Raw genomic sequence first — 23,281 nt, 5'->3', positions numbered from 1 at the left:
GTGACCGTCGAACTGCGCTCTGACAACGCCGCCTCCGTCTCCCCCGCGATCCTGGAGGCGATGGCCGCCGTCAACTCCGGCTCCGCGCTCGCCTACGGAGGTGACGAGGTGACCGCCGCGCTCGAGAGCCGGGTGCGCGAGGTCTTCGAGCACCCCACGGCCCGCGTCTTCCCGGTCCTGAGCGGCACCGCCGCCAACGCCCTCTCGCTCTCCGCGATGACCCCGCCGTGGGGCTCGGTGGTGTGCCACGAGACCGCGCACATCCTGGGCAGCGAAGGCGGCGCCACCTCCTTCCTGAGCGGCGGCGCAGTGATGACGGGCATCGCCGGCGACGACTACAAGATGGCGCCCGAGGCACTGCAGGCCCACCTGGACGGCGTACGTTGGGGCGACCCCCACCACTCCCAGCCGGCCGTCCTCTCGCTGACCTCACCGTCCGACTACGGCACGGTCTACTCGGTCGCCGAGATCGCCGAGCTCACCGGGATCGCCAAGACCCGTGACCTGCGCGTGCACCTGGACGGTGCCCGGTTCGCGAACGGTGTCGTGGCCACCGGTGCGTCGCCGGCCGACCTCACCTGGCGGGCCGGTGTCGACGTACTCTCCCTGGGCGCGACCAAGAACGGCGCCCTCTCGGCCGAGGCGATCGTCTGCTTCACCGACGCCCCCGCCGACGAGCTGGTCTACCGCACCAAGCGCAGCGGCCACGTCACCTCGAAGATGCGCTACCAGTCGGCCCAGCTGCTCGCCTACCTCACCGACGACCTCTGGCTCCGCAACGCCCGCAACGCCAACGAGCGGATGGCCGAGCTCGCCGCGGGCCTGGAGAAGGAAGGCGTACGCATCACCAACTCCGTCGACGCCAACCTGGCCTGGGTCGATCTGTCGGAGGAGACCGCCGACCGCCTGGAGGCCGCCGGGGTGCTCTTCTACCGCCTCGACGGCCAGGTCCGGTTCGTGACGTCGTGGGAGACGACCCCCGAGGAGATCGACTCGGTTCTCACCCTCCTGCGGGAGGATCGCGGCTGAGCCGGACCCGCGTCAGGACGCCGCGGGTGCGGGGTCCTGACGCGGTGAGGACTCAGCGCTGGACGGCGCCGGTGAGCTCGGCCGCCTTGGCCACGGCCGCATCGCGAGCGGCCGCGGTCTCCTCGGCCTTCAGCGTGCGGTCGGGAGCGCGGAAGCGGAGCGCGAAGGCGAGCGACTTCTTGCCCTCGCCGACCTGGTCGCCCTCGTAGACGTCGAAGAGCCGCACGGTCTCGAGCAGCTCGCCGGCACCCTCACGCAGGGCCGCCTCGACGGCAGCGACGGTGACGTCGGTCGACACCGTCAGCGCGACGTCCTCCTTCGCGACCGGCATGGTCGAGAAGACCGGGCCGGCAGCGGTGGCGGGCACCTTCGAGATCAGGAAGTCGAGGTCGATCTCGACCGCCGCCGAGCGGGCCGGCAAGCCGAACGCCTTGCACACGTTGGGGTGCAGCTCGCCGGCGTGGCCGAACTCGACCCCGTCGACGGAGACGACCGCGCAGCGACCCGGGTGCCACGGCGCCCGCGACGCCGAGGCGACCTCGACCGAGACCCCGAGCTCGGTGCCCAGGCGGCGGACGACGTCGATGGCGTCGGCCCACGAAGCCGTCTCGGCCGAGCCCCACCAGCCACCCCGCGTACGCTCCCCGGCGAGGACGACGGCGAGGTGCAGCGGCTGGCGCGGGATCGCGGCGAGGAGCTTCTCGAGCTCCTCCGCCGACGGCCGCCGGTCGACGCCGTAGATCGGCGCGGCCTGGTCCACCGGGAACGCGACCGTCGCGGTCTCGAACAGGGAGACCCCGTCCTGACCTCGGGAGACGTTGCGGGCGGCGACCTTCAGCAGCCCGGGCAGCAGGGTCGTCGTGTAGCCGGGCTCCTCGCTGCTGAGCGGGTTGGCCAGGTTGACGGTGTGGCGACGGACGTCGTCGGCGGACAGCCCGAGCCGGTCGAAGTCGGCGTCGCCCACGAACGGGAAGTCGACGACCTCCACCAGCCCGGCACCGGCCAGCGCCCGCCCGATCCGGCGGCGCAGCTGCTGGGCGCGGGTCAGGCCACGGCCGGTCGCCCGGCGCGGCAGCACCGAGGGGACCTTGTCGTAGCCGACGATGCGGGCGACCTCCTCGATCAGGTCGTAGGGGTCGACCAGGTCGGTCCGGTAGGTCGGGACCTTCGCGGTCAGCGAGTCACCCTCGACGCTCACCTGGCAGCCGACCAGCTCCAGCGACTTCACGACCGTCTCGACGGATACGTCGATACCGATGATCCGGGCCGGCAGGTCGGCGGCGATGGTGATCTCGGTGAGCGGCGCGCGCGTCTGCGGCGAGGCGGTGGGACCGACCGCGGTCACGCCCTCCTCGACCACGCCGCCGCCGTGCTCCACGAGCAGCTCGACCACACGCTGGGCCGAGACCGGCGGCAGCAGCCGGTCGGTGCCGCGCTCGTTGCGCTTGCCGGCCTCGGAGGTGAGCTTGTGGCGGCGCCCGGTGCGGAACATCGAGCGCGGCTCCCAGTGAGCGACCTCGATGAGCAGGTCGGTGGTGGACTCCGAGACCTCGGTCGTGGCACCGCCCATCACCCCGCCCAGGCCGATCGGGCCGGAGTCGTCGCAGACGACCAGGTCCTCGGGATCGAGGACACGGACCGTCCCGTCGAGCGTCTCCAGCTTATCCCCCGCGTTCGCACGACGGACCACGATCGGGCCCTGCAGCTTGGCGCGGTCGTAGGCGTGGATCGGCTGGCCGAGCTCGAACATCACGTAGTTGGTCACGTCGACGGCCAGGGAGATCGACCGCACGCCGACGGCCTCGAGCCGCTTCTTGATGAAGTCGGGCGTCGGAGCGGTGGGGTCGAAGCCGGTGACGGTGCGCGCGACGAAGTAGTCGCACCCGTCGGTGTCCTCGATCTGGACCGGATAGCCGGTGTCGTTGGCCATCGGTGTGTCCCGCTGGGCCGGGTCGTGGAACGGCGCCTCGAACCCGAGCGCCGCGTCGCGCGCGATGCCGCGCATCGAGAGCGCGTAGGCACGGTCGGGGTTGATCTCGAACTCGATGATCTCCTCGCCGAGCCCGAGCACCTCGCGGGCGTCGGTGCCGGGTGCGGGAGCGTCGGCCGGGAGCACGATGATGCCGTCGGCCTCCTCCCCCAGCCCGAGCTCACGCGCGGAGCAGATCATGCCGGCCGACATGTGGCCGTAGGTCTTCCGCGCCGAGATCTGGAAGTTGCCGGGCAGCACGCCACCGGGAAGGATCACGACGACCTTGTCCCCGGGCACGAAGTTGTGCGCGCCGCAGACGATCCCCTGCGGCTCCCCCGTGCCGTTGGCAGCACCGACGTCGACGGTGCACCAGTTGATGACCTTGCCGTTCTTCTGCGGCTCCTTCTCGGCGGTGAGCACCTGGCCCACCACGAGCGGGCCATCGATGCCGGCGCCCGAGGTCTCGATCGCCTCCAGCTTGAGGCCGAGCGCGGTCAGCCGGTCGGTGATCTCCTCGATGCCGAGCTCGGCGGGCAGGTCGACGTACTCCTTGATCCAGGAGAGGGGGGCCTTCACAGTTCACTCCCGAATGCAGTAGTAAGCCGGACGTCACCCTCGAACAGGGTGCGCAGGTCGGACAGGCCGGTGCGGAACATCAGGGTGCGGTCGATGCCCATCCCGAACGCGAAGCCGCTGTACTTCTCGGGGTCGACGCCGCACGCCACCAGCACGCGCGGGTTGACGATCCCGCAGCCGCCCCACTCGATCCAGCCCTCGCCCTTGCAGGTGCGGCAGGTGACGAGCTGACCGTCTCCGGCGTCGACGACCTGCGCGCCGCGGCAGACGAAGCAGGTCAGGTCGACCTCGGCAGAGGGCTCGGTGAAGGGGAAGTACGACGGCCGGAACCGGGTCACGATGCCCTCGCCGAACATCTGGGTGGCGAAGTGGTCCAGGGTGCCCTTCAGGTTCGCCATCGAGATGCCCTCGTCGATGGCCAGCCCCTCGACCTGGTGGAACATCGGCGAGTGGGTCGCGTCGTACTCGTCGGTGCGGAAGACGCGGCCGGGGCACACCACGTAGATCGGCGCCTCGCGGGTGAGCATGGTGCGCGCCTGGACCGGGCTGGTGTGGGTGCGGAGGACCACGTGGTTCTCCGCGGGCTCGGTCCAGAAGGTGTCCTGCATGGTGCGGGCCGGGTGGTCCGGACCCAGGTTGAGGGCGTCGAAGTTGAGCCACTCGGCCTCGATGAGCGGACCCTCGGCGACCTCCCAGCCCATCGCCACGAAGATGTCGGCGATGTATTCGGCGCCGGTGGTCAGCGGGTGACGGCCGCCGGCCGGGACCCGGTCGGTCGGGAGCGTCACGTCGACGGTCTCCTCGACCAGCATCCGGGCCTCGTGCTCGGCCTCGAGGACCTTCTGGCGCGCCGCGAGCGCCTGGTTGACGGCGCCGCGGGCCTTGCCGACGCGCTGGCCGGCCTCCTTGCGCGCGGCCGGTGGCAGCGCGCCGATCTCGCGGTTGGCCAGGGCCAGCGGCGAACGGTCGCCGGCGTGGTCGAGCCGTGCCTGCTTGAGCTCCTCGAGACTGTTCGCGGCGTCGATGGCTGCCAGCGCAGCATCGCGCGCGGCCTCGACCTCCTCAGCCTTCAAGGGGGTGACCTCTACCGGGTCATAGTCGGTGTTGGGACCGGACATCACTGGCTTTCGTCGTCTGATGACTCAGTTGTCATGAATGAACGACAGTCTAGGAACCCCACACCTCCCCGCGCGAACCGGACATCCAGGCGCGCCGGGACCGAATTCGCGGACCCCCTGAGACAGGCGAGCCTTAGTTAGGCTAGCCTCACCTCATGCCCCCTGCGCTCTCCGGTCACGACCTGGTTCTCGGCTACGCCCGCGCCACCGTCGTCCATGGAGTCTCGATCGGCCTCGAGTCGGGGCGGGTCACCGCTCTCATCGGCCCGAACGGCTCGGGGAAGTCGACCGTGCTCCGCTCCCTCGCCCGGTTGCACCGGGTGACCTCCGGGTCGGTGTCGCTGGACGGCGACGACAGCGCCCCGCTGGGCGCGCGCGAGTTCGCGCGCCGGGTGACGCTGCTGTCGCAGTCGCGTCCGCACCCCTCCGGTCTGACCGTCCGCGACATCGTCGGGTTCGGCCGTCACCCCCACCGCCGGCGCTTCGCCGCACTGACCGAGGACGACCTGGCGAGCATCGACCGGGCGCTGGAGCTGACCGGCACGGCACGGATGGCGGACCGGCCGGTCGACCAGCTCTCCGGTGGCGAGCTGCAGCGCGTGTGGTTGGCCAGCTGCCTGGCCCAGGACACCGGCGTGCTGCTGCTCGACGAGCCCACCAACCACCTCGACCTGCGCTACCAGGTCGAGATCTTGGACCTGGTCCGCGACCTCGCGGACCATCACGGGACGGCCATCGGCGTCGTCCTGCACGACCTGAACCAGACCGCCGCCGTGGCGGACCAGGTCGTACTGCTGCACCACGGCGTTGTGCACGCCACCGGCGAACCCGCTGACGTGCTCACCGCCGAACACCTCTCCGAGGTGTACGGGCTCCCGATCGAGGTGACCTCCGATCTGGAGACCGGGCGCGTCCGGGTCGAGCCACGCGGCAGGCATCACGCCCGGCGCTGACGCCGGCGGACACGAAGAGGAAGACATGATTCGACGTACGACGACGGCTGCCCTGGCAACGGCTTGCGCAGCCCTGCTGCTCGCCGCCTGCGGGCAGACCACCACCGCCGCCGAGACCGACACGTCCGACAAGAAGGCCTCCGCGGGCTGCGAGGGGGTCGAGACCTCGACCGGCGCGGTCAGCCTGACCGACTCCTTCGGCAACAAGGTCGAGCTCGACAAGCCTGCCGAACGGGTCGCGGTCCTCGAGTGGCAGCAGACCGAGGACCTCCTCAGCCTGTGCGTGGACCCGGTCGCCGTGGCCGACGCCAAGGGCTACCGCACCTGGGACACCGCCGAGGAGCTCGGCGAGGACGTCACCGACGTCGGCACCCGGGGCGAGCCGAACCTCGAGACCCTCTTCGGCACCAACCCCGACCTGATCGTCGTCGAGGCCTACACCGCCGAGGACGAGATCCTCGAGCAGCTCGCCAAGTACGACGTCCCCGTCCTCGCCACGAAGGGCGCCGACGCCAAGGACCCGGTCGCCAACATGGTGACCACCTTCGAGATGATCGCCGAGGCCACCGGCCGCGAGGCGCAGGCCGAGGCCGTCGTCGGTGACTTCGAGGACAAGCTCGCCGCCTCCAAGAAGGCGGTCGCCGACGCCGACGCCGCAGGCACCGAGTTCGTCTACTTCGACGGCTGGATCGACGGCGCCAACGTCGCGATCCGCCCGTTCGGCCAGGGCTCGCTGATCGGTGAGCTCGGCGAGGAGATCGGGCTGAAGAACGCCTGGACGGGCGAGGTCGACCCGGCGTACGGCCTCGGGCAGACCGACATCGAGGGCATGACCACGCTCGGCGACGCCACCTTCTTCCACACCGGCACCGTCGACCCCGCCGGTGACATCAACGCCGAGCTGGCCAAGAACAACGTCTGGAAGTCGATCCCCGCCGTGAGCGAGGGCCGCACCCACGCCTTCCCCGAGGGCATCTGGACCTTCGGTGGCCCGCGCTCCGCCGAGCAGGTCCTGGACGCGTACGTCGACCTGCTCAGCAAGTGACCGATGCCGTCAAGGCCCCGCGGGCGGGCGCGGGAGGCGCCTCTGTCGTCCTCCTGTGCCTGCTCGTCGGGCTGCTGCTGACCGCCTGCTGGCACCTCACCCAGGGCACCTCGGGCGTCGGCCCCGCAGACTTCCTCGACGCGCTGCTCGGACGTGAGCAGTCGCACGGCGCCACCGCGTCGACCATGGAGATCATCACCGGCTCGCGGATCCCCCGGCTCGCCGCGGGCATCGCGGTCGGGTTCGCCCTCGGTGTCGCGGGGGCGCTCCTGCAGTCGCTCGCCCGCAACGCGATGGCCGCCCCCGACACCCTCGCGGTGACCGGCGGCGCCTACTTCGCGGTCACGCTGGTCGCCGCCTTCGGCCTGTCGGTCCCGCTGTGGGCCTCCGGCATCACGGCCTTCCTCGGCGGCCTCGTGGCCGCCGGCATCGTCCTCGCCCTGGCCGGTGGCGCCGGTACGTCGACGACCCGGCTGATCCTCGCCGGATCGGCCGTCGCACTCGCGCTCCAGGCCGCCACCTCGACGCTGCTCATCCTCTACTCCGAGGAGACCACGAGCCTGTTCGCCTGGGGCAGCGGCTCGCTGAGCCAGCTCGGGCTACGGGCGTTCTGGCAGGTGGCGCCGGTGGTCCTGGTGGCGACGGTCTGCGGCCTGCTGCTGGCCCGCCGGCTCGACCTGCTCTCCGCCGGCGACGACGCCGCCTCGGTCCTCGGCGTCCCGGTCCGCTCGACCCGTGCGATCGGGACCGTGCTCGCGGTGCTGCTCACCTCGGCCTCGGTGACGCTGGCGGGCCCGATCGGCTTCGTCGGGCTGTGCGCCCCGGTCCTGGTCCGCCTGCTCGGCCGGCTCGTGCCGACGCTGAACCGGCACGCGGTGCTGCTTCCGGCCGCAGGTCTGGTCGGCGCCCTCGTCGTCGTCGCGGCCGACGTCATCGTCCGCGCCGTGCTCGGCGCCGACGAGGCCATGTCCGTGCCCACCGGGGTCACCACGACGATCGCCGGTGCGGTCGTGATGGTGCTCCTCGCCCGTGGCGGTCGTGACTCCGGACCCACCCGGCGCCCACCGGGCGCCACCGTCACCATCCGCAGCCGGCTGCGCTTCCTAGTGGTGCTCGTCCTGCTGCTCGCCCTGACGGTCGGGGCCACCGTCGTCGGCCTGCTCGCGGGCCACCAGTGGCTCTACACCGGCGACATCGTCGCCTGGCTGCAGAACCAGGGCATCCCGCTGGTGCAGTTCGCGCTCGACGAGCGCGCACCCCGGGTCGGCGCGGCCGTGCTCGCCGGCGGCGCCCTCGCCCTGGCCGGCATGTTCGTCCAGGCGACGTGCCGCAACCCGCTGGCCGAGCCGGGGATCCTCGGCATCACCGGCGGAGCCGGGGTCGGCGCGGTCATCGTGGTGACCGGGCTGTCCTCCGGCTGGAGCGGCGGCAGCTCGGCGGCCGCCTCGACGACCACGATGCTCGTCGCCGCGACGATCGGATCCCTGGTCGCCTTCGGCCTGGTCTACGGCCTCGCCTGGCGGCACGGGATCGACACCGATCGGCTGGTCCTCATCGGGATCGGCGTCTGGTACGGGTCGGTCTCCCTCAGCACCTTCCTGCTGGTGCGCTCCAACCCGTGGGACACACCGCGGATCTACACCTGGCTGTCCGGCTCGACCTACGGCCGCAGCTGGGAGCAGGTCGTCCCGGTCGCGGTCGCCCTGGCCGTCGCGATCCCGATCGCCTTCATGGTGCGCCGCGAGCTCGACCTGCTCACGCTGGACGAGGACACCCCACGGCTCGTCGGGGTCTCCTCGGAGCGGGTACGGCTGCTGATCCTACTGACCGCCGCGGTGCTCACCGCGATGGCCGTCTCCGCGGTCGGCGTCGTTGGCTTCGTCGGCCTGGTCGCGCCGCACATCGCGCGCGCTCTCGTCGGTGGCCGGGCCGTACGCGTCGTCCCGGTCGCCATCCTGGTCGGGGCGCTGCTCCTCGTGGTCGCCGACGCCGTCGGCCGCACCGCGATCAGTCCCGCCCAGATCCCCGCGGGTCTCGTGGTCGCGCTCATCGGCGCGCCGTACTTCATCTTCCTGCTCGCCCGGTCCAGGCCGTGACTAGAAGGTAAGCCTCAGGCCGACGGCGGATTCCGGGGCCAGCCGATCTCGATGCGAGCCCCGCCGCCGTCGGCATCGGTGATCCTGACCGAGCCGCCGTGGGCCTTGGTCAGGCCACCGACGATGTAGAGACCCAGGCCCGAGCCGCCGCGGGCGCCGTGCTTCCAGAACTTCGTGAACACGCGCTGGCGCAGCTCCGCGGGGATACCCTCGCCGCGGTCCTCGACGACCAGCAGGACCTGGTCGGGGTCGTCGGGACAGACGCCCAGGCTCACGGTGACGACGCCGTCGCCGTGACGTACGGCGTTCTCGACGAGGTTGGTCACGACCTGGGTGAACTTGTCCGGGTCGGCGTGGATCTCGAGCTCCTCGGGGTCCGCGGAGACGTCGAGCTCGATCGGCCGCGAGGTCGCCGAGCGCACCGACTCGACCACGCGGGTGACCAGAACCGTCGCGTCGCTGGCGCGCGGGTAGAGCTGCAGCCGGCCGGTGTCGATCCGGGCGACGTCGAGGAGCTCGGCGATCAGCCGGGAGAGCCGGTCGGAGTCGGAGGCGACCGTCCTGAGCATCAGCTTCTTCTGGTCGTCGTTGAGCTTGTCCCACCGGTTCAGGAGCGCCTGCACGAACCCCTTGACCCCGGTCAGCGGCGAGCGCAGCTCGTGGGCGACGGTGGCGACGAGGTCGGACCGCTCCCGGTCCAGGCGCTTGCGGCCACGTCCCGAGCGCAACGAGATCGAGACCCGGTCGACGGCAGCGTCCAGCGCCGGGCGCCGGATCGTCGAGACGACGAGCACCTCGGTGCCGTCGGGCAGCAGCCAGGCCTGCTCCGGGGTGCCGGTCACGGTCGGCAGGGTCTCGTAGGGCCGGTTGACCTTGGTCCAGGTGTGTCCGTCGGTGTTGCTCAGCGTGAGTACGTCACCCAGCGGCCGCCCGAGACTCGCGTCGGGGTCCACGCCGAGCATCCGCCCGGCCAGGGCGGAGACCAGAACGACCGTGCCATCCGCATCGGCGACGACGACACCGTCGGGCAGGGCATCGGCGAGTTCTCTGGCGTCCACGCCGCCACCTTAGGACGTGTCTCTCCGATCCACGCCCGCTACGCGACGTTTCGCATCCGATCTGGCCGCGTTGGCGCCGCTCGACAGCCTCCAGGTTGCCTTCGCAGCGCCGCCTTGCCAGATCGGCCCGAAACGCCGCTCGCGGCCGCCGTGTCTTGGGGAGACACGCCCTAAACCGAGGAGACCGGCGCCGGGCCGCTACTCCGGCCGATTGCTCAGCGGCAGCGTGATCGGCGCACGGTCGCCGGGCGAGAAGTAGATCTTGATGAAGGTGTGCACGGCCTCGGGGAGCAGATTGGAGACGAGCGGGATGTCGGGGACGGTGCTCTGGTAGGAGCGGACCAGCAGCGGCACGGCGCCCGCCCAGACCCGCGCGAGCACCGGGTCCCTGTCGAAGGCGATCATGTCGGCGTACGCATCCCCGATCACGTAGCGTCCCAGCGACTCCAGCTCGTGGCGCAGCAGCGGGTTGCCCTCGCCGATCACCGCGTCGAGGAGCGCCTGGGCGAGCTCGACGCCCTCGCGGGTGCCGCCGGTGGCCGGGCCCATCACCTGGTCGTACTGCGCGTACGCCGCGGCCCAGTCCTTCGGCAGGTACTGGTCCTGCACGCCGAGCAGGTGGAGATCGACGTTCCAGGCGTGCAGGAACGCGTCGGCGAGCTCCGCGCCCGGCGCGATGTCCCACTCGGTGAACTTCTTCATCACCCAGGTGCCGAGGCTGTGGAAGGTGACCAGGATGTCGGCCTGGCTGATCGGGATCTCCTGGCCGGCACCGACGCTCGCCCAGCGGGGAGACTGCGGGAGCAGGTGGCGTACGGCGGCGTGGACCATCCTGGTCTTGACCGAGTTGACCAGCAGACTGCCGGACGCGGTCCAGCCCTGGGCGTCCATCACGTCGTAGCCGAGCACGGTGGTCTTGGCGATCCGCTCGCGCATGTTCGCGCCGCCGTAGGAGTAGTAGACCGACCAGGCCTCGCGCTTGATCGCGCAGCTGATCAGGCCGCTGCCGAGCGTGTAGAGGAGGGCGAGGAAGAAGCCGTACCTCTCCTCGTTGAACGTGCCGGCCAGCTTCAGCCTCCCCTGATCGGCCCAGGCCGGGAGGCTTCTCGCCTCCTCGATGAAGTCCTCGAGGTAGCCGGGCAGGCCCGCGGGGAGCGGCTGGTCGTTGGTGGTCCAGCTCGTCAGGATCTGGTTGACCTCGGCGACCTTGCCGAGACCCTCGCCGTAGAGGCGCGCGATGACCGGGTCGGCGCGGACGTCCCAGACGTACTCGGGGTCCAGCCCGTCCCCCGCACCCGCGATCGACGCGCTCGGCGCCCACGTCCACAACGGGAGGGTCGCCCCCGCCGCGGCCGCCGCGCCGCCCGAGGCCAGCAGCCGTCGTCTGCTCACGTTCGTCATACGATCGAGTGAAACAGATTTACCTTTCGTGTATCAGACCCGGTGGGGTATCGGCTGCGGCAGTCGGGCGACCCGGACCGCGGCCGGGACGGTCGCCAGGAGCAGCGCTCCCACGACAGCCAGAGCCAGCCGTACGTCGACCCCGGCCGCCGCGCCGAGCAGCGGCGTCGCGACCAGCACCGGGCCGGTCTGAGCCAGCTGGGTCAGGCTCGAGAACCGGGCCAGCATCTCCGGCGGGGTGCGGGCGACGTAGGCCGGCAGGAGGTAGGTGGTCAGCATCGTGGTGCCGACGCCGACCAGGCCGACCGCGAGCACCCCCGCCCCGACCTCCGTACGCAGCGCCAGCAGACCCACACCTCCGGCCGCGATCACGGGGCCGGCGACCGCGACCGGCGCGCGGGGCGCACCCCAGCGAGCGACCGTCAGCGTCATCACCAGTCCCCCGGCCACCCAGGCGGCGGAGACCAGACCGGTCTCCGCCGCCGTCCAGCCGCGCTCGCGGCCGGCGAGGGGCAGCGCGAGCATGACCAGCGGGAGCACGGACGCGGCGAGACCGGTGATCGCGACGAGGACCGGGACGACCCCGGGGGTGCGTCGAGCCGCGCTCGCGCCGTCGGCCAGGCTGCGCCAGACCGACCCTCGGGCGGGCTCGGGAGCCGGCTCGTGCGGTGGACGGACGAGGAGGAGCGCGACGAGCACGAGCGCGAACGTCGCCGCGTCCAGCCCGGCAGTCAGCGGCAGTCCGCCGTGGCCCATCAGGAAGCCGCCGGCGGCGGGCCCGGCGGTGCGGGCGATCTGATGGGCCGACCCGACCAGTGCCATCCGGCGATCGAGATCCTCGGCGCCGAACAGCCGCGGGAAGACCCCCTCGGCCGGTCGTCGCAGTGCTTGGAGGGTGCCCGAGAGAGCCCCGACGGCGACCAGCACCCACAGGTCCGCGCCACCGATCGCCCCGACCGCGAACGCGGCCATGACCAACACCATCGCGGCATCGCACGCGGCCATCGTCCGCCGGATGCCGATCCGATCGGCCAGCACTCCCCCGGCCAGCACCAGCACGGCCAGCGGGATGCCCTCAATGGTGAGCACCAGGCTGGCCGCGTCGGCTCCGAAGCCCGCCGCCGCCCAGCCGATCGCGAAGAAGGTCACCGAGTCACCGAAGACCGAAGCGGTCGACGCTGCCAGCCAGGGGCGGAACCCCCGAGCCATCGGTGGTCGAGCCTGTCGAGACCCTGCCACGGCTCAGTCCTCGGCGTCGTGGCGCACCGGCATGACCAGCGCGGTGAACCCGGGCTGGTAGGGCGAGGTGAGGACCACCGGCCGGTCGGGAGCGGTCACCGCCAGCTGCACCTCGTCACCCAGGCACGCCGCCAACGCGCGGCCGAAGAGGGCCGTGCCGAGCCGGAGCCGGGCCGGCGGGCCGGTCACCACGCCGCGTACGTCGCTCTGCTCGGCGGTGTGCGGCGAGCGGAGCCGGGCCTGGTCGCCGAGGAAGAGGTCGACCTCGGCGTAGGCGGCCGCGTCGAGACCGGCGAGCAGATCGGCCCTGGACAGCACCGCACGGGTGCCGGCCGGCTCCAGGCCGGCGAGCACGAGGCGATGAGCCGGATAGGTGGCATCGCGCCCGAGCGAGCGGCCGGCGAGAGTGAGGGTGCCGTCGGCGATCCGCAGCTCGGCGGTCGCGATCGCGTCGAGCCGGTCGGCGAGCGCGGCGGCGTCGGGCAGGGACAGGACCGCTCGGCCGCCGTCCCCCTCGGCGACTGCCGGCAGCTCCCGCACCGCCATCCAGTAGCGGTTGGTGGCGACCACGTCCACACCGGCGCCGTCGACGTCGATGAGGACGGAGGCGAGCTCGGAGGCCGGATCCGACTCGGCCGCGTGCCGAACCTGCCGGATGGCGGCGGCCAGCACGGGACCGGGCAGCTCGACGATCGCCGGCTGGGCGGCGGGGCCGGCGTCGACGACGGCCAGCACGCCGCGTACGGCCTCCTCGGCGCGCCCCGTGCGCGCCGTCTGCTCCTCGAGGAACGCCGCCAGCGCGGTCCGGGCCTCTGCCGCCGAGGAGTCGAGCACCACCCGCATGGTCTCGATCGGCACCCCGGCCTCGCGCATCCCGACGATCAGCCGGGCTCGCTCGGCCAGCTCGGGCGTGTAGTAGCGATACCCGGTCCCCGAGTCGACCTCGGCCGGGACCAGCAACCCGCACTCGTCGTAGTGGCGCAGCGCGCTCGCGGTCAGGCCCACGGCGCGCGCGAACGCCCCGATCGTCAGCAGTGGCTCATCCATGCCGGCAACCATCGGCCTTCAGGTGAGATGAAGGTCAACCGATCTGAGCCGCCCGCAGGCGGACGAGCTCGGCGAAGGCTTCGTCGGGCAGCGGGCGCTCGACGGTGCAGTAGAGCGAGCCACCGCCCTCGGAGACCTCGAAGTCGCCCGCGACCTGGGCGTTCAGGCTGCCGCTGAACGGGATCACCGACAGTCCGGCCCTGGTCGCCATCACCGAGACCAGCCCTTTGCCGCGGAGCGTGTAGCACGCCATCGCGTACTTCCTGCCGGGGACGGCCTCCGGGAACAGCTCGAGCACGAGGTCGTAGTAGTGCTCGATCAAGGCCCGCTTCGCCGGCTCGACGCCGGCGAGATAGTCCATCACGGGGTCACTCACGATCCCACTCTAGGCGGGTTCAGCGCTGGGCGCGGGCGCTCGCGTAGAGGCAGAGCGCCGCGGCGGTGGAGAGGTTGAGCGACTCGGCCCTGCCGAAGATCGGGATGCTCACGATCTCGTCGGCCTCGGCGGCCAGGTCCGGCGGAAGTCCCCAGGCCTCGTTGCCCATCAGCCAGGCCGTGGGCCGGGCCAGGAGCGCGTCGGCGGCGAACAGGTCCGCGGTGCCGTGCATGTCGGCGGCCAGGACGGTCAGCCCGGCTGCCTTCGCGGCCTTCACCGCGACGAGCGGGTCGCGCTCGATGGCGACCGGGAGGTGGAAGGCCGAGCCGACCGAGGCGCGCACCGTCTTGGGGTTGTAGAGGTCGACCGAGTCGCCGGCGAGGACAACCCCCGACGCACCCGCCGCGTCGGCACAGCGGATGACCGTGCCGGCGTTGCCGGGATCGCGTACGTCCGCACAGATCACCACGAGCGGGCCGGCGATGTCGGCGAGCGGGACGTCGAGGAACCGGCACAGCGCCACCACGCCGGCGGGAGTCACCGAGTCGGACAGGCCGGCCATGGCCCGGTCGTCAACGAGGGTCACCTGCCGATCGGCCAGCAGCGAGGCGTACGTCTCGGCCCCTGCCTCCGTCGCGAAGATCTCCTGCACGCAGCCGTCGACGCCGAGGGCACCCTCGACGGCCTTGGGCCCGTCGGCGAGGAACTGCCGGCGCTCGGCCCGGACGGCTCGGCGGGCGAGCTTCCGGATCTCCTTGAGGCGGGCGTTGGCAGCAGAGAGAATCACACTCACCCCGTGATCAAGTAGGTGGACAAACAGAAAGTGGGAGTCCCAGTGTCACCAGGTGACACCAAGACTCCCACGATCGGAGTCGGACTCAGGCGTTCGCCGGGGCGTTGACGTCCTCCGGCAGCGCAGCCTTGGCCTGGGCGACGAGGGCGTTGAACGCGGCCACGTCGTTGACGGCGAGGTCGGCGAGGATCTTGCGGTCGACCTCGATGCCGGCCAGGTTGAGACCCTGGATGAAGCGGTTGTAGGTCATGCCCTCGGCCCGCGCCGCGGCGTTGATCCGCTGGATCCACAGGCGACGGAAGTTGCCCTTGTTCTTGCGGCGGTCGTTGTAGGAGTAGACCAGCGAGTGGGTGACCTGCTCCTTCGCCTTGCGGTAGAGGCGCGAGCGCTGGCCCCGGTAACCGGAGGCCCGCTCGAGGGTGGTGCGACGCTTCTTCGCAGCGTTCACTGCGCGCTTGACGCGTGCCATTTCAGTGCTCCTTGAATGCTCTGGGGAAAGTTCGGGTGATCAGCGGTCTCAGCGACCGAGCAGCTTCTTCGCGCGCTTGACGTCGGCGGGGGCGAGCTCCACCAGACCGGCGTTGCGACGGTGCTTCTTGCGCGAGCCGGTGGTCGGCGCGGAGGCGAACGCAGCGCCGGACTTACGGCCGGCCTGCAGGCGCTGGATCTTCCCGGAACCGGTCACCTTGAAGCGCTTCTTGGAACCGGAGTGGGTCTTGTTCTTCGGCATAGTTCTTCCTTCTCTCGTCGTCCGGCCGGTCACGGGGCGCCGCGGCGGCGGAAGTCAGTGGATCGACCGGTCAGAGGTCGATGTCGGGGTCGAGGTTCTCCGAGCGGCGCTTGACCTTGGGGGTCGATGCCGGACGGGCGGCGTTCGCGGCCGTACGCTCCGCCTTCTCGGCGGCCTCGTCGGCGGCACGCTCGGCGGCCTTCTCCTCCTTGGCCGTCTTCGCCTCCACCTTGGCGTCGGCCTTCTTCTTGTGAGGGCCGAGCACCATGATCATGTTGCGGCCGTCCTGCTTCGGCGAGGACTCGACGAAGCCCAGGTCCTGGACGTCGTCGGCCAGCTGCTGCAGCAGGCGGAAGCCGAGCTCGGGACGGTGCTGCTCACGACCGCGGAACATGATCGTGATCTTGACCTTGTCCCCGGCGTTGAGGAACCGCACGACGTGACCCTTCTTGGTCTCGTAGTCGTGCTTGTCGATCTTCGGACGAAGCTTCATCTCCTTGATGATCACGTTCGTCTGGTTTCGACGGGCTTCACGGGCCTTCTGGGCGTTCTCGTACTTGAACTTCCCGTAGTCCATGAGCTTGCAGACCGGCGGCTTGCCCTGCGGGGCGATCTCGACCAGGTCGAGGTCGGCCTCCTGGGCCAGGCGCAGCGCGTCAGGGGTCGGCACGATGCCGACCGTCTCTCCGTTGGGACCAACGAGGCGGACCTCGGGAACCCGGATCCGGTCGTTGATACGAAGCTCAGTGCTGATGTGTCCTCCAGTTGTTTGGCTGCGGAGGCTCTGGATCTTGCTTTCCGGGCCGCGTGCACGGGCGGTCCGGAAATGAAAAAGGGCTTCCGCTGGAATTGTCACAAGCGGAAGCCAGTCATAACGCTCACCCATGCATGGGCTTGCACCACCGAATCCATTGCCCCACAAATCTCTGGGACACTCTCTTCGGGACCGGAACCCGACGACCTTTGTTGCTCACGGTCGATGCGGGTGGGAGAACGCTGTTGTGATCTCCGCTTGTTGGATCAACCGACGGCGTACGTCGGCTGATCGGTCAACACGGAACACTACTGCAACATTCCCTGCCGTCCCAATCCCCAGGGCGCCCGGGGTGTCAGGCACAGACCCTCAGGGCCGCACCCAGGCCGTACGCGGCCCGACGGTCGCCAGCTGCCAGCCCTCGGCCACCTTGTGCAGGTCGTCGCCCTCGATGGCGAACGGGACCGGGCCGGCGAGGTCGAGCACGAGCGCGTCGGCGCCGTCGTGGACGGCGGCCCGCGCGGCGTCGCGCAGGGAGACCGGCACGGGACGGGCGTCGGCCTGCCACGCCTGGAGCGAGGCGGTGCCGGTGAACCCGAGCAGCGCCTGCCGCCCGTCGGCGCCGGTGAGCAGCACGGTGGCCATGTCGGAGGTCTTGTCGTGGGCCAGACCGGCCTCGTCGACCTCGACCTCGCCCAGCACGGCGACGACCGGGACGAGCACCCGGGCGGCGGCGAGCGTGGTGAGCACGTCGGCCTGGGTGGCCCGGCCCGCGGCGTACGACCTCATCACGGCCACGACCTCGGGGCTGGTCTCGCCGGTGTCGCCGGGAAACGCAGTGCCGAGGAGTCGCTTGTCGTTCATCTCCTCCATTGAACCCCAGCACGAGCCCCGGCCGAAGATCAGGGCCGATATCGGGGACAGTCCGGGTGCCGCATCACCGCCGCTGTGGGAGTCTGGAGACATGGACCAAGGCGCCTACCTCGCACTAGCCGCTGCGCTCACCGTGCTGGGCGCGATCTGGACGTGGATCGCGTTCCGACGGCGTGGCGTGGGCGCCGGCGTGAAGGGCCTGGGGTGGACGCTGCTCGCCCCGGCCGCCTACCTGACCGGGCTGCTGCGGGCCGGCGGCAGGATCGTGGACGCGATCGCCGACTGGGCCGCGCGGCTGGTCTTCAGCCCGACCGTGTGGATCGGGTTCGGCATCGCCGCGCTGGCGATCGTGCTGATCTTCGTGGCGCGGGTGCTGCCCACCAAGGAGAGGCCGAGCCGCGCCGCGCGGAGGGAGGCCGGCGCCGCCCCTGGTCCGGCCTCGGTCGCGGCCCCGAAGGCCGCCAAGGGTCCGCTGGTCGACGACGATGACGACGACCTGGCCGACGTCAACGACATCCTGAAGAAGTACGGCATCTCCTGAGCTCGACCGACTCCCCCGCTGCCGCGGATCTGCTCACGATCGCGATGAGCCGTCCGGCCACCCTCGGTCCCGGGCGGCTGATCTGCGTCGACGGCCCCGCCGGCTCCGGGAAGACCACGCTGGCCTCCGCCCTGGCCGAGATGACCCAGGCCCCGGTGATCCACATGGACGACCTCTACGCCGGCTGGGACGGTCTCGCCGCCGGCATCGCCCAGCTGGAGACGGTCCTGCTCCCCCTCGTCGAGGGCGCGCCGGGCTCCTACCGCCGCTACGACTGGCACCGAGGCGGCTATGCCGAGACGGTCATGGTCCCGCCGTGCCCGCTGCTCGTGGTCGAGGGTGTGGGCAGCGGCGCCGCGGCGTACGACGGCCTTCGCACCGCCCTGGCGTGGGTCGACGCACCGGAGGAGCTGCGCCGGCGGCGCGGCATCGACCGCGACGGCGACACCTTCGCGCCGCACTGGGACGCGTGGGCGGCCGCCGAGGCCGGGCACTTCGCCGAGAACCTGACCGCCGCCCGCGCCGACGTCGTCGTGCAGACCTAGGAGATCAGCTCGTCGAGCCGGCTGTAGGCACGTGCGTCGCCCTGGAGCACGACCGAGCGCCGCCCGTCGACCGAGACCGGTACGTCGCCCGCGACCGTGACCCGGCGCATCTCGCGCGGGTGGTGGTCGAAGTCGGCGACGGCGTAGTGCTGGGTCGCGCGGTTGTCCCACATCGCCACGTCGCCGGGCTGCCAGGCCCAGCGGATGGTGTTCTCGAGCTTGGTGACCCGGTCCTGGAGCAGGTTGAACAGGTGGATCGACTCGGTGGAGGTGAGCCCGTCGAACTCCTTCACGAACGAGCCGAGCACCAGCGACCGCTCCCCCGTCTCCGGATGGACGCGGACGACCGGGTGCCGGGTCTCGAAGTGGATCGAGGCGAAGTCGTCGCGGGAGTAGTTGGCGTCGGGCTGCTCGTGCTCCTCGTCGCGCTGGGCGTAGTCGTAGGAGTTGGTGTGCACCGCCCACAGCTCGTCGGCCAGCGCCTTCAGGGGCGACGGGAGCCGGTCGTAGGCGGCCGCGGTGTTGGCCCAGATCGTGGTGCCGCCGTAGGGCGGCAGGGTGACCGCGCGCAGCACCGAGATCGCCGGCACCCGGTCGACGAAGGTGACGTCGGTGTGCCAGGCGTTGGCCGCCATGCCGGCGTTGGCGGTGACCCGCAGCACCCGCCCGGAGCCGGTGTTGACCGTCGGGTGCGCGGTCGTCAGCTCGCCGAACCGGGCCGCGAAGGCGCTCTGCTCCTCGTCGGTGAGCCCGTCCTGGCCCCGGAAGAAGAGCACCTTGTGGCGCAGCAGGGCGCTGCGTACGTCCTGGATCTGGGTGTCGTCGGCCTCGGCCAGCCGCAGGCCCTCGATGACGGCGCCGATCCGGGCGCCGGCGCGGCGGACCCGTACGCCCGAGGGGGTCTCGACGACGTCGGCGGGACGGTGCAGCTCGGTGATGGTCACGTTCGTTCTCCGATCGGGATGGGGATCAGGCGGGGGTGAGCTCGGGCTCGGCGGTCCTCGTGGGCGCACCGCCGCCGCGGCCGAGCCTCTTCGGCCACCAGGACGGCGCCAGGCCACGCTGGCCGCCGAGGGCGGCCGAGACCCGGTCGAGGTAGATCGCGATGACGACGACCGCCAGGCCGCCTTCGATCGAGGCGCCGATCTGCAGGCCCTGGACGGCGTTGACGACGACACCGCCGAGGCCGGAGCCGCCGACCAGGCCGGCGACGACGACCATCGAGAGGGCCAGCATGATGACCTGGTTGACACCGGTCATGATCGACTCCCTGGCCAGCGGGAGCTGCACCTCGCGCAGGATCTCCCAGCGGCCCGCGCCGAAGGCGGCGGCCGCCTCGACGGTCTCGGCGTCGACCTGGTTGATCCCCAGCTGGGTGAGCCGGACGGCGGGCGGCAGCGCGAAGACGATCGTCGCGACCAGACCGGGTGCGTCCCCGACCCCGAAGAAGAGGATCGTCGGCAGCAGGTAGACGAAGACGGGCAGCGTCTGCATCAGGTCGAGCACCGGCCGCAGCGCGGCCCGTAGCGGTGGCGAGAAGGCCGACCAGATGCCCAGCGGGATGCCGATCACCAGGGCCACGAGCGTGGCCACGAGCACCGAGGTGGTGGTCTGCATCGTCTCGTACCACAGGTCCATCGACTCGATCAGGAGCAGCCCGACGGTCAGCACCAGGGTGAGGACGACCTGGCGGGTCACCAGGAGCGCGATCACGGCCAGCACGATGATCATCGCGATCGGTGGGAGGCCGCCGAGCACGTCGTAGACCATCCGGAGCAGGAAGTTGAGCGCCTCCTTGATGCCGTCGAAGAACGGGCCGAGGTTGTCGGTGAGGAAGTTGATGACGTTCTCGCCGAAGTCGCCGATGTGAAGGTCAGGCATGGGCCACCTCCTTGGTCTCGGTCGCGGCGCTCGCGCCGTTGGCGGTGGAAAGGGCCGAGAGGATCGCGGCCCGCGGCACGACCCCGACGATCCGGCCGTCGTCGTCGAGCACGGTCACCGGCACGACCTGGCGTCCGGCGAGCTGCATGAAGTCGCCGACGACGTCGTCGGGCGCGACCTGCTCGAAGGGCTCTCCGAGCGCTTCCCGCAGGCTCTCGCCGCTGCTCAGGTCGGCGACCCGGTCGGCGGTCACCACACCGAGCAGCCGGTCCTCGGCATCGGTCACGAAGGCACCGGTGACCTCGTTCTCGCCCAGCCTGGTGAGGGCGTCGGCGCGGCTGGTCTCCTCGTCGAGCACGAGGCGTGGCGGCCGCACCAGGTCGCCGGCGCTGAGCACCCGGGCCCGGTCCACGTCGGCGACGAACTCGCTGACGTACTCATCGGCCGGGTGGGCGACGATCTCGGGGCCGGGGGCGACCTGGATGGCCCGGCCGTCGCGCATCACCATCACCCGGTCGCCGATCCGCATGGCCTCGTTGAGGTCGTGGGTGACGAAGACCGTCGTGCGCTGGTCCTGGGCCTGGAGGTCGACGAGCAGGTCCTGCATGTCGCGCCGGATCAGCGGGTCCAGTGCCGAGAACGGCTCGTCCATCAGCAGGATCGGTGGGTCCACGGCCAGCGCACGTGCCAGCCCGACCCGCTGCCGCATGCCGCCGGAGAGCTCGTGCGGCAGCTTGTCGCCACGCCCGCCCAGGCCGACCCGCTCGAGGGCGGCATCGGCCTTCTCCAGACGCTCCTGCTTCGTGGTGCCGCGTACTTTCAGGCCGTACGCCGCGTTCTCCCGCACCGTCCGGTGCGGGAACAGCGAGAAGTGCTGGAAGACCATCCCGATGCCGTTGTTGCGGAGCTCGCGCAGTCGCTGGTCGGAGACCTTGGTGATGTCCTCGCCGTCGATCAGCAGCTCGCCGGCGCTGGGCTCGTTGAGCCGGTTGATCATCCGCAGCACGGTCGACTTGCCCGAGCCGGACAGTCCCATGACGACGAACATCTCGCCCCTGGCGATCTCGAAGTCGATCTCATGGGCACCGAGATAGCCGCCCGCCGCCGCGGCCGCCGCACGCGGGTCCTCGGCGGCCAGCGCCTTCTCGGCCTGCCTTCGGCCGAGCCCGTAGACCTTGCTCAGGCCTCGCCCGACGATCGCCGGCGAGCCCGTCTCGTTGGATTCCGTCTTCGTCTCGCTCATCAGATCTCCGCCTTCTCGCCGTCGGCGTCCTCGACCCCGTCGAGGAACCGGGCGACCTTCTCGGGGTTGTCGTCGATCCACGCCTCGGCGATGTCGGCGAGCTCCTTCCCGGACTTGTCGTGGTCGTAGTAGAACTGCCCGGCCTCGTCGGTGCTGAAGCTCAGGTTGGACAGGAACTCGGCGATCTCGGGGTTGTCGTCCTCGAACCCCTTGCGGGTGACGGTGCGGATCTCGCCGGCGCCGCCCCAGACCTTGTCCGGGTCCTCGAGGAAGACCGCGTCGAACTGCACCGTCATCCAGTGCGGGCTCCAGCCGAGGAACACGATCGGCTGGCCCGCCTTCTGCGACTTCTCGACCTGGGCGAGCATCGCCGGGGTGCCGCTGGCGACGAGCTTCCAGTCACCCAGCCCGTACGCGTCTTCGTCGATCGCCTTCTGGATCGTCTCGTTGCCCGGGGAGCCGGCCTCGATGCCGTAGATCTTCCGGCCGAACCTCGCGCCGTTGGCGTCGAGGTCGGCGAGCGACTCGATCCCGAGCCGGTCGGCGACGTCGCCGGGGACGGCCGGGGCGTACTCGGTGCCCTTCACGATCGTGGAGAGCACCTCGACCTCGCCGGAGTCGATGGGGTCGCCGAAGCTGGGCTCCTGCGAGGGCCACCAGTTGCCGAGGTAGGCGTCGATCTGGCCCGAGGAGACCGCGGTCGCGGCGTTCTCGACGGAGAGGTTCTTCTTGATGCTGGCGTCGTAGCCGAGCTCCTGGAGGATCTGCACGGCGACCTCGTTCTCGACCTGGAGGTCGACCCACGGCTGCTCGGCGAGGACCACCGAGTCCTCGGCTCCTCCGGAGTCGCTCTGGGCGAAACCGTCACGCTCGCTCGCGGTCGTGCAGGCGGACAGGGTGCCTGCCGTCGCCACGACGGCGAGGGCGGCCACGGCCAGGCGGCGGGGGCGGCGCATGCGTGCTCCATCCATTCGGTTCATATATGTCTAACACACTAGACATTGACCTTCCGGTGTTCCAGCACGTCGACACGCGGAGCAAGACCAGGATCGAGAGGCTGTGATAGAGAGCCTCTATAGCTGGTTCACGGGTCGGTCAGCTCCTGCGCCAGCGCGACGAACTGATCGACCAGCGCGTCACCGCGCCCCTCCAGCCACACGACGGACACGCTCACCCGCGTCACCGGCGTCAGCGGCACCACCTGCGCGCCGGCGCGCGACGCCGCACGGGCCATCCCCTCGGTCAGCACCGCCACGCCGGCGCGGGCCAGCACCAGCGGGGTGATCGAGGCGACGTGGGCCGTCTCGATCGCGACCTCGCTGGGCAGGCCCGCGGCCTCGAGACGGGCGTCGAGGAACGTACGCAGCGCGGTGCCGGCCGGCGTCGCGATCAGGCCGACCTCGGCGAGCTCCTCGATCCCGATCTCCTCCGGCGCCTCGCCCGAGGGCGGCAGCACCGCCACCAGCTCGTGCTCGGCGAGCCGGTGCGAGCCGAACGGGCCGCGCGGCGGCGCGCCGTCGATGAGGCCGACGTCCGCCTCGCCCTTGCGCACCTGGTCGAGGACGTCGGAGCGGTGCTGCGGGTCGGTGACGACGACCTGTGCGGCCGGCTGGATCCGCCGGAACTCGGCGAGCACCGGCACCAGCGGCTCGACCGCCCACACCGTGCTGGAGGTGATCCGGAGCCTGCCGAACCCCTCGTCGGAGACGGACCGGACGGCTCCCGCGGCGAGCTCGAAGCCACGTACGACCCGGCGGGCCGGGCCGAGCAGCGCCGAACCCGCCGGGGTGAGCCGCACTCCCCTGCCGTGACGCTCGAAGAGCGGGCCGCCGAGCTCGCGCTCGAGCCCCCGCACGGCGTACGACAACGACGGCTGGGCCACGTGGAGCCGGGCCGCGGCGCTGGTGAAGCTGCCGGCCTCGGCGATCGCGAGGAAGAACTCCAGCTGTCGTCGCTCCATGGCCCGAGGCTAACCCGACCACTCACCGAGACCCTCCGGACACCTCGATAG

At 71.2% G+C, this 23,281-nt stretch carries 23 protein-coding genes; 6 read left to right on the top strand and 17 right to left on the bottom strand.

The features are described 5' to 3' along the window. On the top strand, nt 1-1,029 hold the full coding sequence (locus ACWZJV_RS27690; RefSeq protein ID WP_457179671.1) for a threonine aldolase family protein: 1,029 nt from the start codon (nt 1-3) through the stop codon (nt 1,027-1,029). Nucleotides 1,030-1,081: 52 nt separating this feature from the next. On the opposite strand, the gene pheT is transcribed toward ACWZJV_RS27690, so the two are convergent. Together pheT and pheS are read right to left on the bottom strand one after the other, a co-directional pair. Next, nucleotides 1,082-3,577 (bottom strand): phenylalanine--tRNA ligase subunit beta, encoded by a 2,496-nt coding sequence (gene pheT, locus ACWZJV_RS27685; RefSeq protein WP_457179670.1) that lies wholly within the window; start codon nt 3,575-3,577, stop codon nt 1,082-1,084. Further along, nucleotides 3,574-4,695, bottom strand: a complete 1,122-nt coding sequence (pheS, locus tag ACWZJV_RS27680; protein WP_008359388.1) for a phenylalanine--tRNA ligase subunit alpha — start codon at nt 4,693-4,695, stop codon at nt 3,574-3,576. The genes pheT and pheS overlap by 4 nt, the downstream gene beginning before the upstream one ends. A 155-nt stretch (nt 4,696-4,850) precedes the next feature. Between pheS and ACWZJV_RS27675 the strand changes: the two genes are divergently transcribed. The 3 genes from ACWZJV_RS27675 to ACWZJV_RS27665 are packed head-to-tail and all read left to right on the top strand — an operon-like array spanning nt 4,851 to nt 8,789. Beyond that, nucleotides 4,851-5,648 carry an ABC transporter ATP-binding protein gene (locus tag ACWZJV_RS27675; protein ID WP_008359386.1) on the top strand — a complete coding sequence of 266 codons (798 nt, stop codon included), beginning with the start codon at nt 4,851-4,853 and terminating at the stop codon, nt 5,646-5,648. A gap of 25 nt (nt 5,649-5,673) precedes the next feature. Further along, on the top strand, nt 5,674-6,693 hold the full coding sequence (locus tag ACWZJV_RS27670; protein ID WP_457179669.1) for an iron-siderophore ABC transporter substrate-binding protein: 1,020 nt from the start codon (nt 5,674-5,676) through the stop codon (nt 6,691-6,693). Continuing rightward, nucleotides 6,690-8,789 (top strand): iron ABC transporter permease, encoded by a 2,100-nt coding sequence (locus ACWZJV_RS27665; protein ID WP_457179668.1) that lies wholly within the window; start codon nt 6,690-6,692, stop codon nt 8,787-8,789. Before ACWZJV_RS27670 ends, ACWZJV_RS27665 begins: the two co-directional genes overlap by 4 nt. Nucleotides 8,790-8,803: 14 nt before the next feature. Here the strand turns inward: ACWZJV_RS27665 and ACWZJV_RS27660 are convergent, their stop codons facing one another. The 10 genes from ACWZJV_RS27660 to ACWZJV_RS27615 all read right to left on the bottom strand — a co-directional run bounded on the left by ACWZJV_RS27660 (nt 8,804) and on the right by ACWZJV_RS27615 (nt 17,051). After that, a complete protein-coding gene (locus tag ACWZJV_RS27660) occupies nt 8,804-9,847 on the bottom strand; it encodes a sensor histidine kinase (protein ID WP_457179667.1) in 1,044 nt (347 codons plus the stop codon). Nucleotides 9,848-10,045: 198 nt separating this feature from the next. Continuing rightward, the gene (locus ACWZJV_RS27655; RefSeq protein ID WP_457179666.1) at nt 10,046-11,248 is read right to left on the bottom strand and encodes an oxygenase MpaB family protein; all 1,203 of its coding nucleotides are present in this window, start codon (nt 11,246-11,248) and stop codon (nt 10,046-10,048) included. Between the two features lie 33 nt (nt 11,249-11,281). Further along, complete coding sequence (locus tag ACWZJV_RS27650; RefSeq protein WP_457179665.1) at nt 11,282-12,457, bottom strand: MFS transporter; 1,176 nt, start codon at nt 12,455-12,457, stop codon at nt 11,282-11,284. A gap of 33 nt (nt 12,458-12,490) precedes the next feature. Then, nucleotides 12,491-13,534, bottom strand: coding sequence for a MerR family transcriptional regulator (locus tag ACWZJV_RS27645; RefSeq protein WP_457179664.1), 1,044 nt, complete (start codon nt 13,532-13,534; stop codon nt 12,491-12,493). A gap of 34 nt (nt 13,535-13,568) precedes the next feature. Then, nucleotides 13,569-13,910 (bottom strand): iron chaperone, encoded by a 342-nt coding sequence (locus ACWZJV_RS27640; protein ID WP_457179663.1) that lies wholly within the window; start codon nt 13,908-13,910, stop codon nt 13,569-13,571. Nucleotides 13,911-13,929: 19 nt separating this feature from the next. Further along, nucleotides 13,930-14,703, bottom strand: coding sequence for a TrmH family RNA methyltransferase (locus ACWZJV_RS27635; RefSeq protein ID WP_457179662.1), 774 nt, complete (start codon nt 14,701-14,703; stop codon nt 13,930-13,932). Between the two features lie 85 nt (nt 14,704-14,788). After that, nucleotides 14,789-15,172, bottom strand: a complete 384-nt coding sequence (gene rplT, locus ACWZJV_RS27630; protein WP_008359372.1) for a 50S ribosomal protein L20 — start codon at nt 15,170-15,172, stop codon at nt 14,789-14,791. A gap of 48 nt (nt 15,173-15,220) precedes the next feature. After that, nucleotides 15,221-15,433: a large ribosomal subunit protein bL35 gene (locus tag ACWZJV_RS27625; protein WP_008359371.1), complete on the bottom strand. Its 213-nt coding sequence runs from the start codon at nt 15,431-15,433 to the stop codon at nt 15,221-15,223. Between the two features lie 70 nt (nt 15,434-15,503). Next, complete coding sequence (infC, locus tag ACWZJV_RS27620; protein WP_457182007.1) at nt 15,504-16,169, bottom strand: translation initiation factor IF-3; 666 nt, start codon at nt 16,167-16,169, stop codon at nt 15,504-15,506. A 387-nt stretch (nt 16,170-16,556) separates the two neighbouring features. Continuing rightward, a complete protein-coding gene (locus ACWZJV_RS27615) occupies nt 16,557-17,051 on the bottom strand; it encodes an SseB family protein (RefSeq protein WP_040755531.1) in 495 nt (164 codons plus the stop codon). Nucleotides 17,052-17,151: 100 nt separating this feature from the next. Here ACWZJV_RS27615 and ACWZJV_RS27610 point away from each other — a divergent pair, with 100 nt between their 5' ends. Together ACWZJV_RS27610 and ACWZJV_RS27605 are read left to right on the top strand one after the other, a co-directional pair. Next, the gene (locus tag ACWZJV_RS27610; protein WP_457179661.1) at nt 17,152-17,601 is read left to right on the top strand and encodes a hypothetical protein; all 450 of its coding nucleotides are present in this window, start codon (nt 17,152-17,154) and stop codon (nt 17,599-17,601) included. Between the two features lie 44 nt (nt 17,602-17,645). After that, a complete protein-coding gene (locus tag ACWZJV_RS27605; protein ID WP_196874261.1) occupies nt 17,646-18,146 on the top strand; it encodes a nucleoside/nucleotide kinase family protein in 501 nt (166 codons plus the stop codon). Here the strand turns inward: ACWZJV_RS27605 and ACWZJV_RS27600 are convergent. The 5 genes from ACWZJV_RS27600 to ACWZJV_RS27580 all read right to left on the bottom strand — a co-directional run bounded on the left by ACWZJV_RS27600 (nt 18,143) and on the right by ACWZJV_RS27580 (nt 23,230). Beyond that, nucleotides 18,143-19,090, bottom strand: a complete 948-nt coding sequence (locus ACWZJV_RS27600) for a TauD/TfdA dioxygenase family protein (RefSeq protein ID WP_457179660.1) — start codon at nt 19,088-19,090, stop codon at nt 18,143-18,145. The genes ACWZJV_RS27605 and ACWZJV_RS27600 overlap by 4 nt on opposite strands. Nucleotides 19,091-19,115: 25 nt before the next feature. Next, on the bottom strand, nt 19,116-20,027 hold the full coding sequence (locus ACWZJV_RS27595) for an ABC transporter permease (RefSeq protein WP_457179659.1): 912 nt from the start codon (nt 20,025-20,027) through the stop codon (nt 19,116-19,118). Next, nucleotides 20,020-21,270, bottom strand: coding sequence for a quaternary amine ABC transporter ATP-binding protein (locus ACWZJV_RS27590; RefSeq protein WP_457179658.1), 1,251 nt, complete (start codon nt 21,268-21,270; stop codon nt 20,020-20,022). The genes ACWZJV_RS27595 and ACWZJV_RS27590 overlap by 8 nt, the downstream gene beginning before the upstream one ends. Next, nucleotides 21,270-22,226 carry an ABC transporter substrate-binding protein gene (locus ACWZJV_RS27585; protein ID WP_457179657.1) on the bottom strand — a complete coding sequence of 319 codons (957 nt, stop codon included), beginning with the start codon at nt 22,224-22,226 and terminating at the stop codon, nt 21,270-21,272. The genes ACWZJV_RS27590 and ACWZJV_RS27585 overlap by 1 nt, the downstream gene beginning before the upstream one ends. Before the next feature lie 128 nt (nt 22,227-22,354). Continuing rightward, on the bottom strand, nt 22,355-23,230 hold the full coding sequence (locus ACWZJV_RS27580; RefSeq protein WP_457179656.1) for a LysR family transcriptional regulator: 876 nt from the start codon (nt 23,228-23,230) through the stop codon (nt 22,355-22,357). Nucleotides 23,231-23,281: the final 51 nt, after the last annotated feature.

It is taken from the genome of Nocardioides sp. WG-D5 (assembly GCF_054031175.1).
Note: the sequence above shows the minus strand (reverse complement) of the source record. Positions and strands in the feature narration are given on the sequence as shown.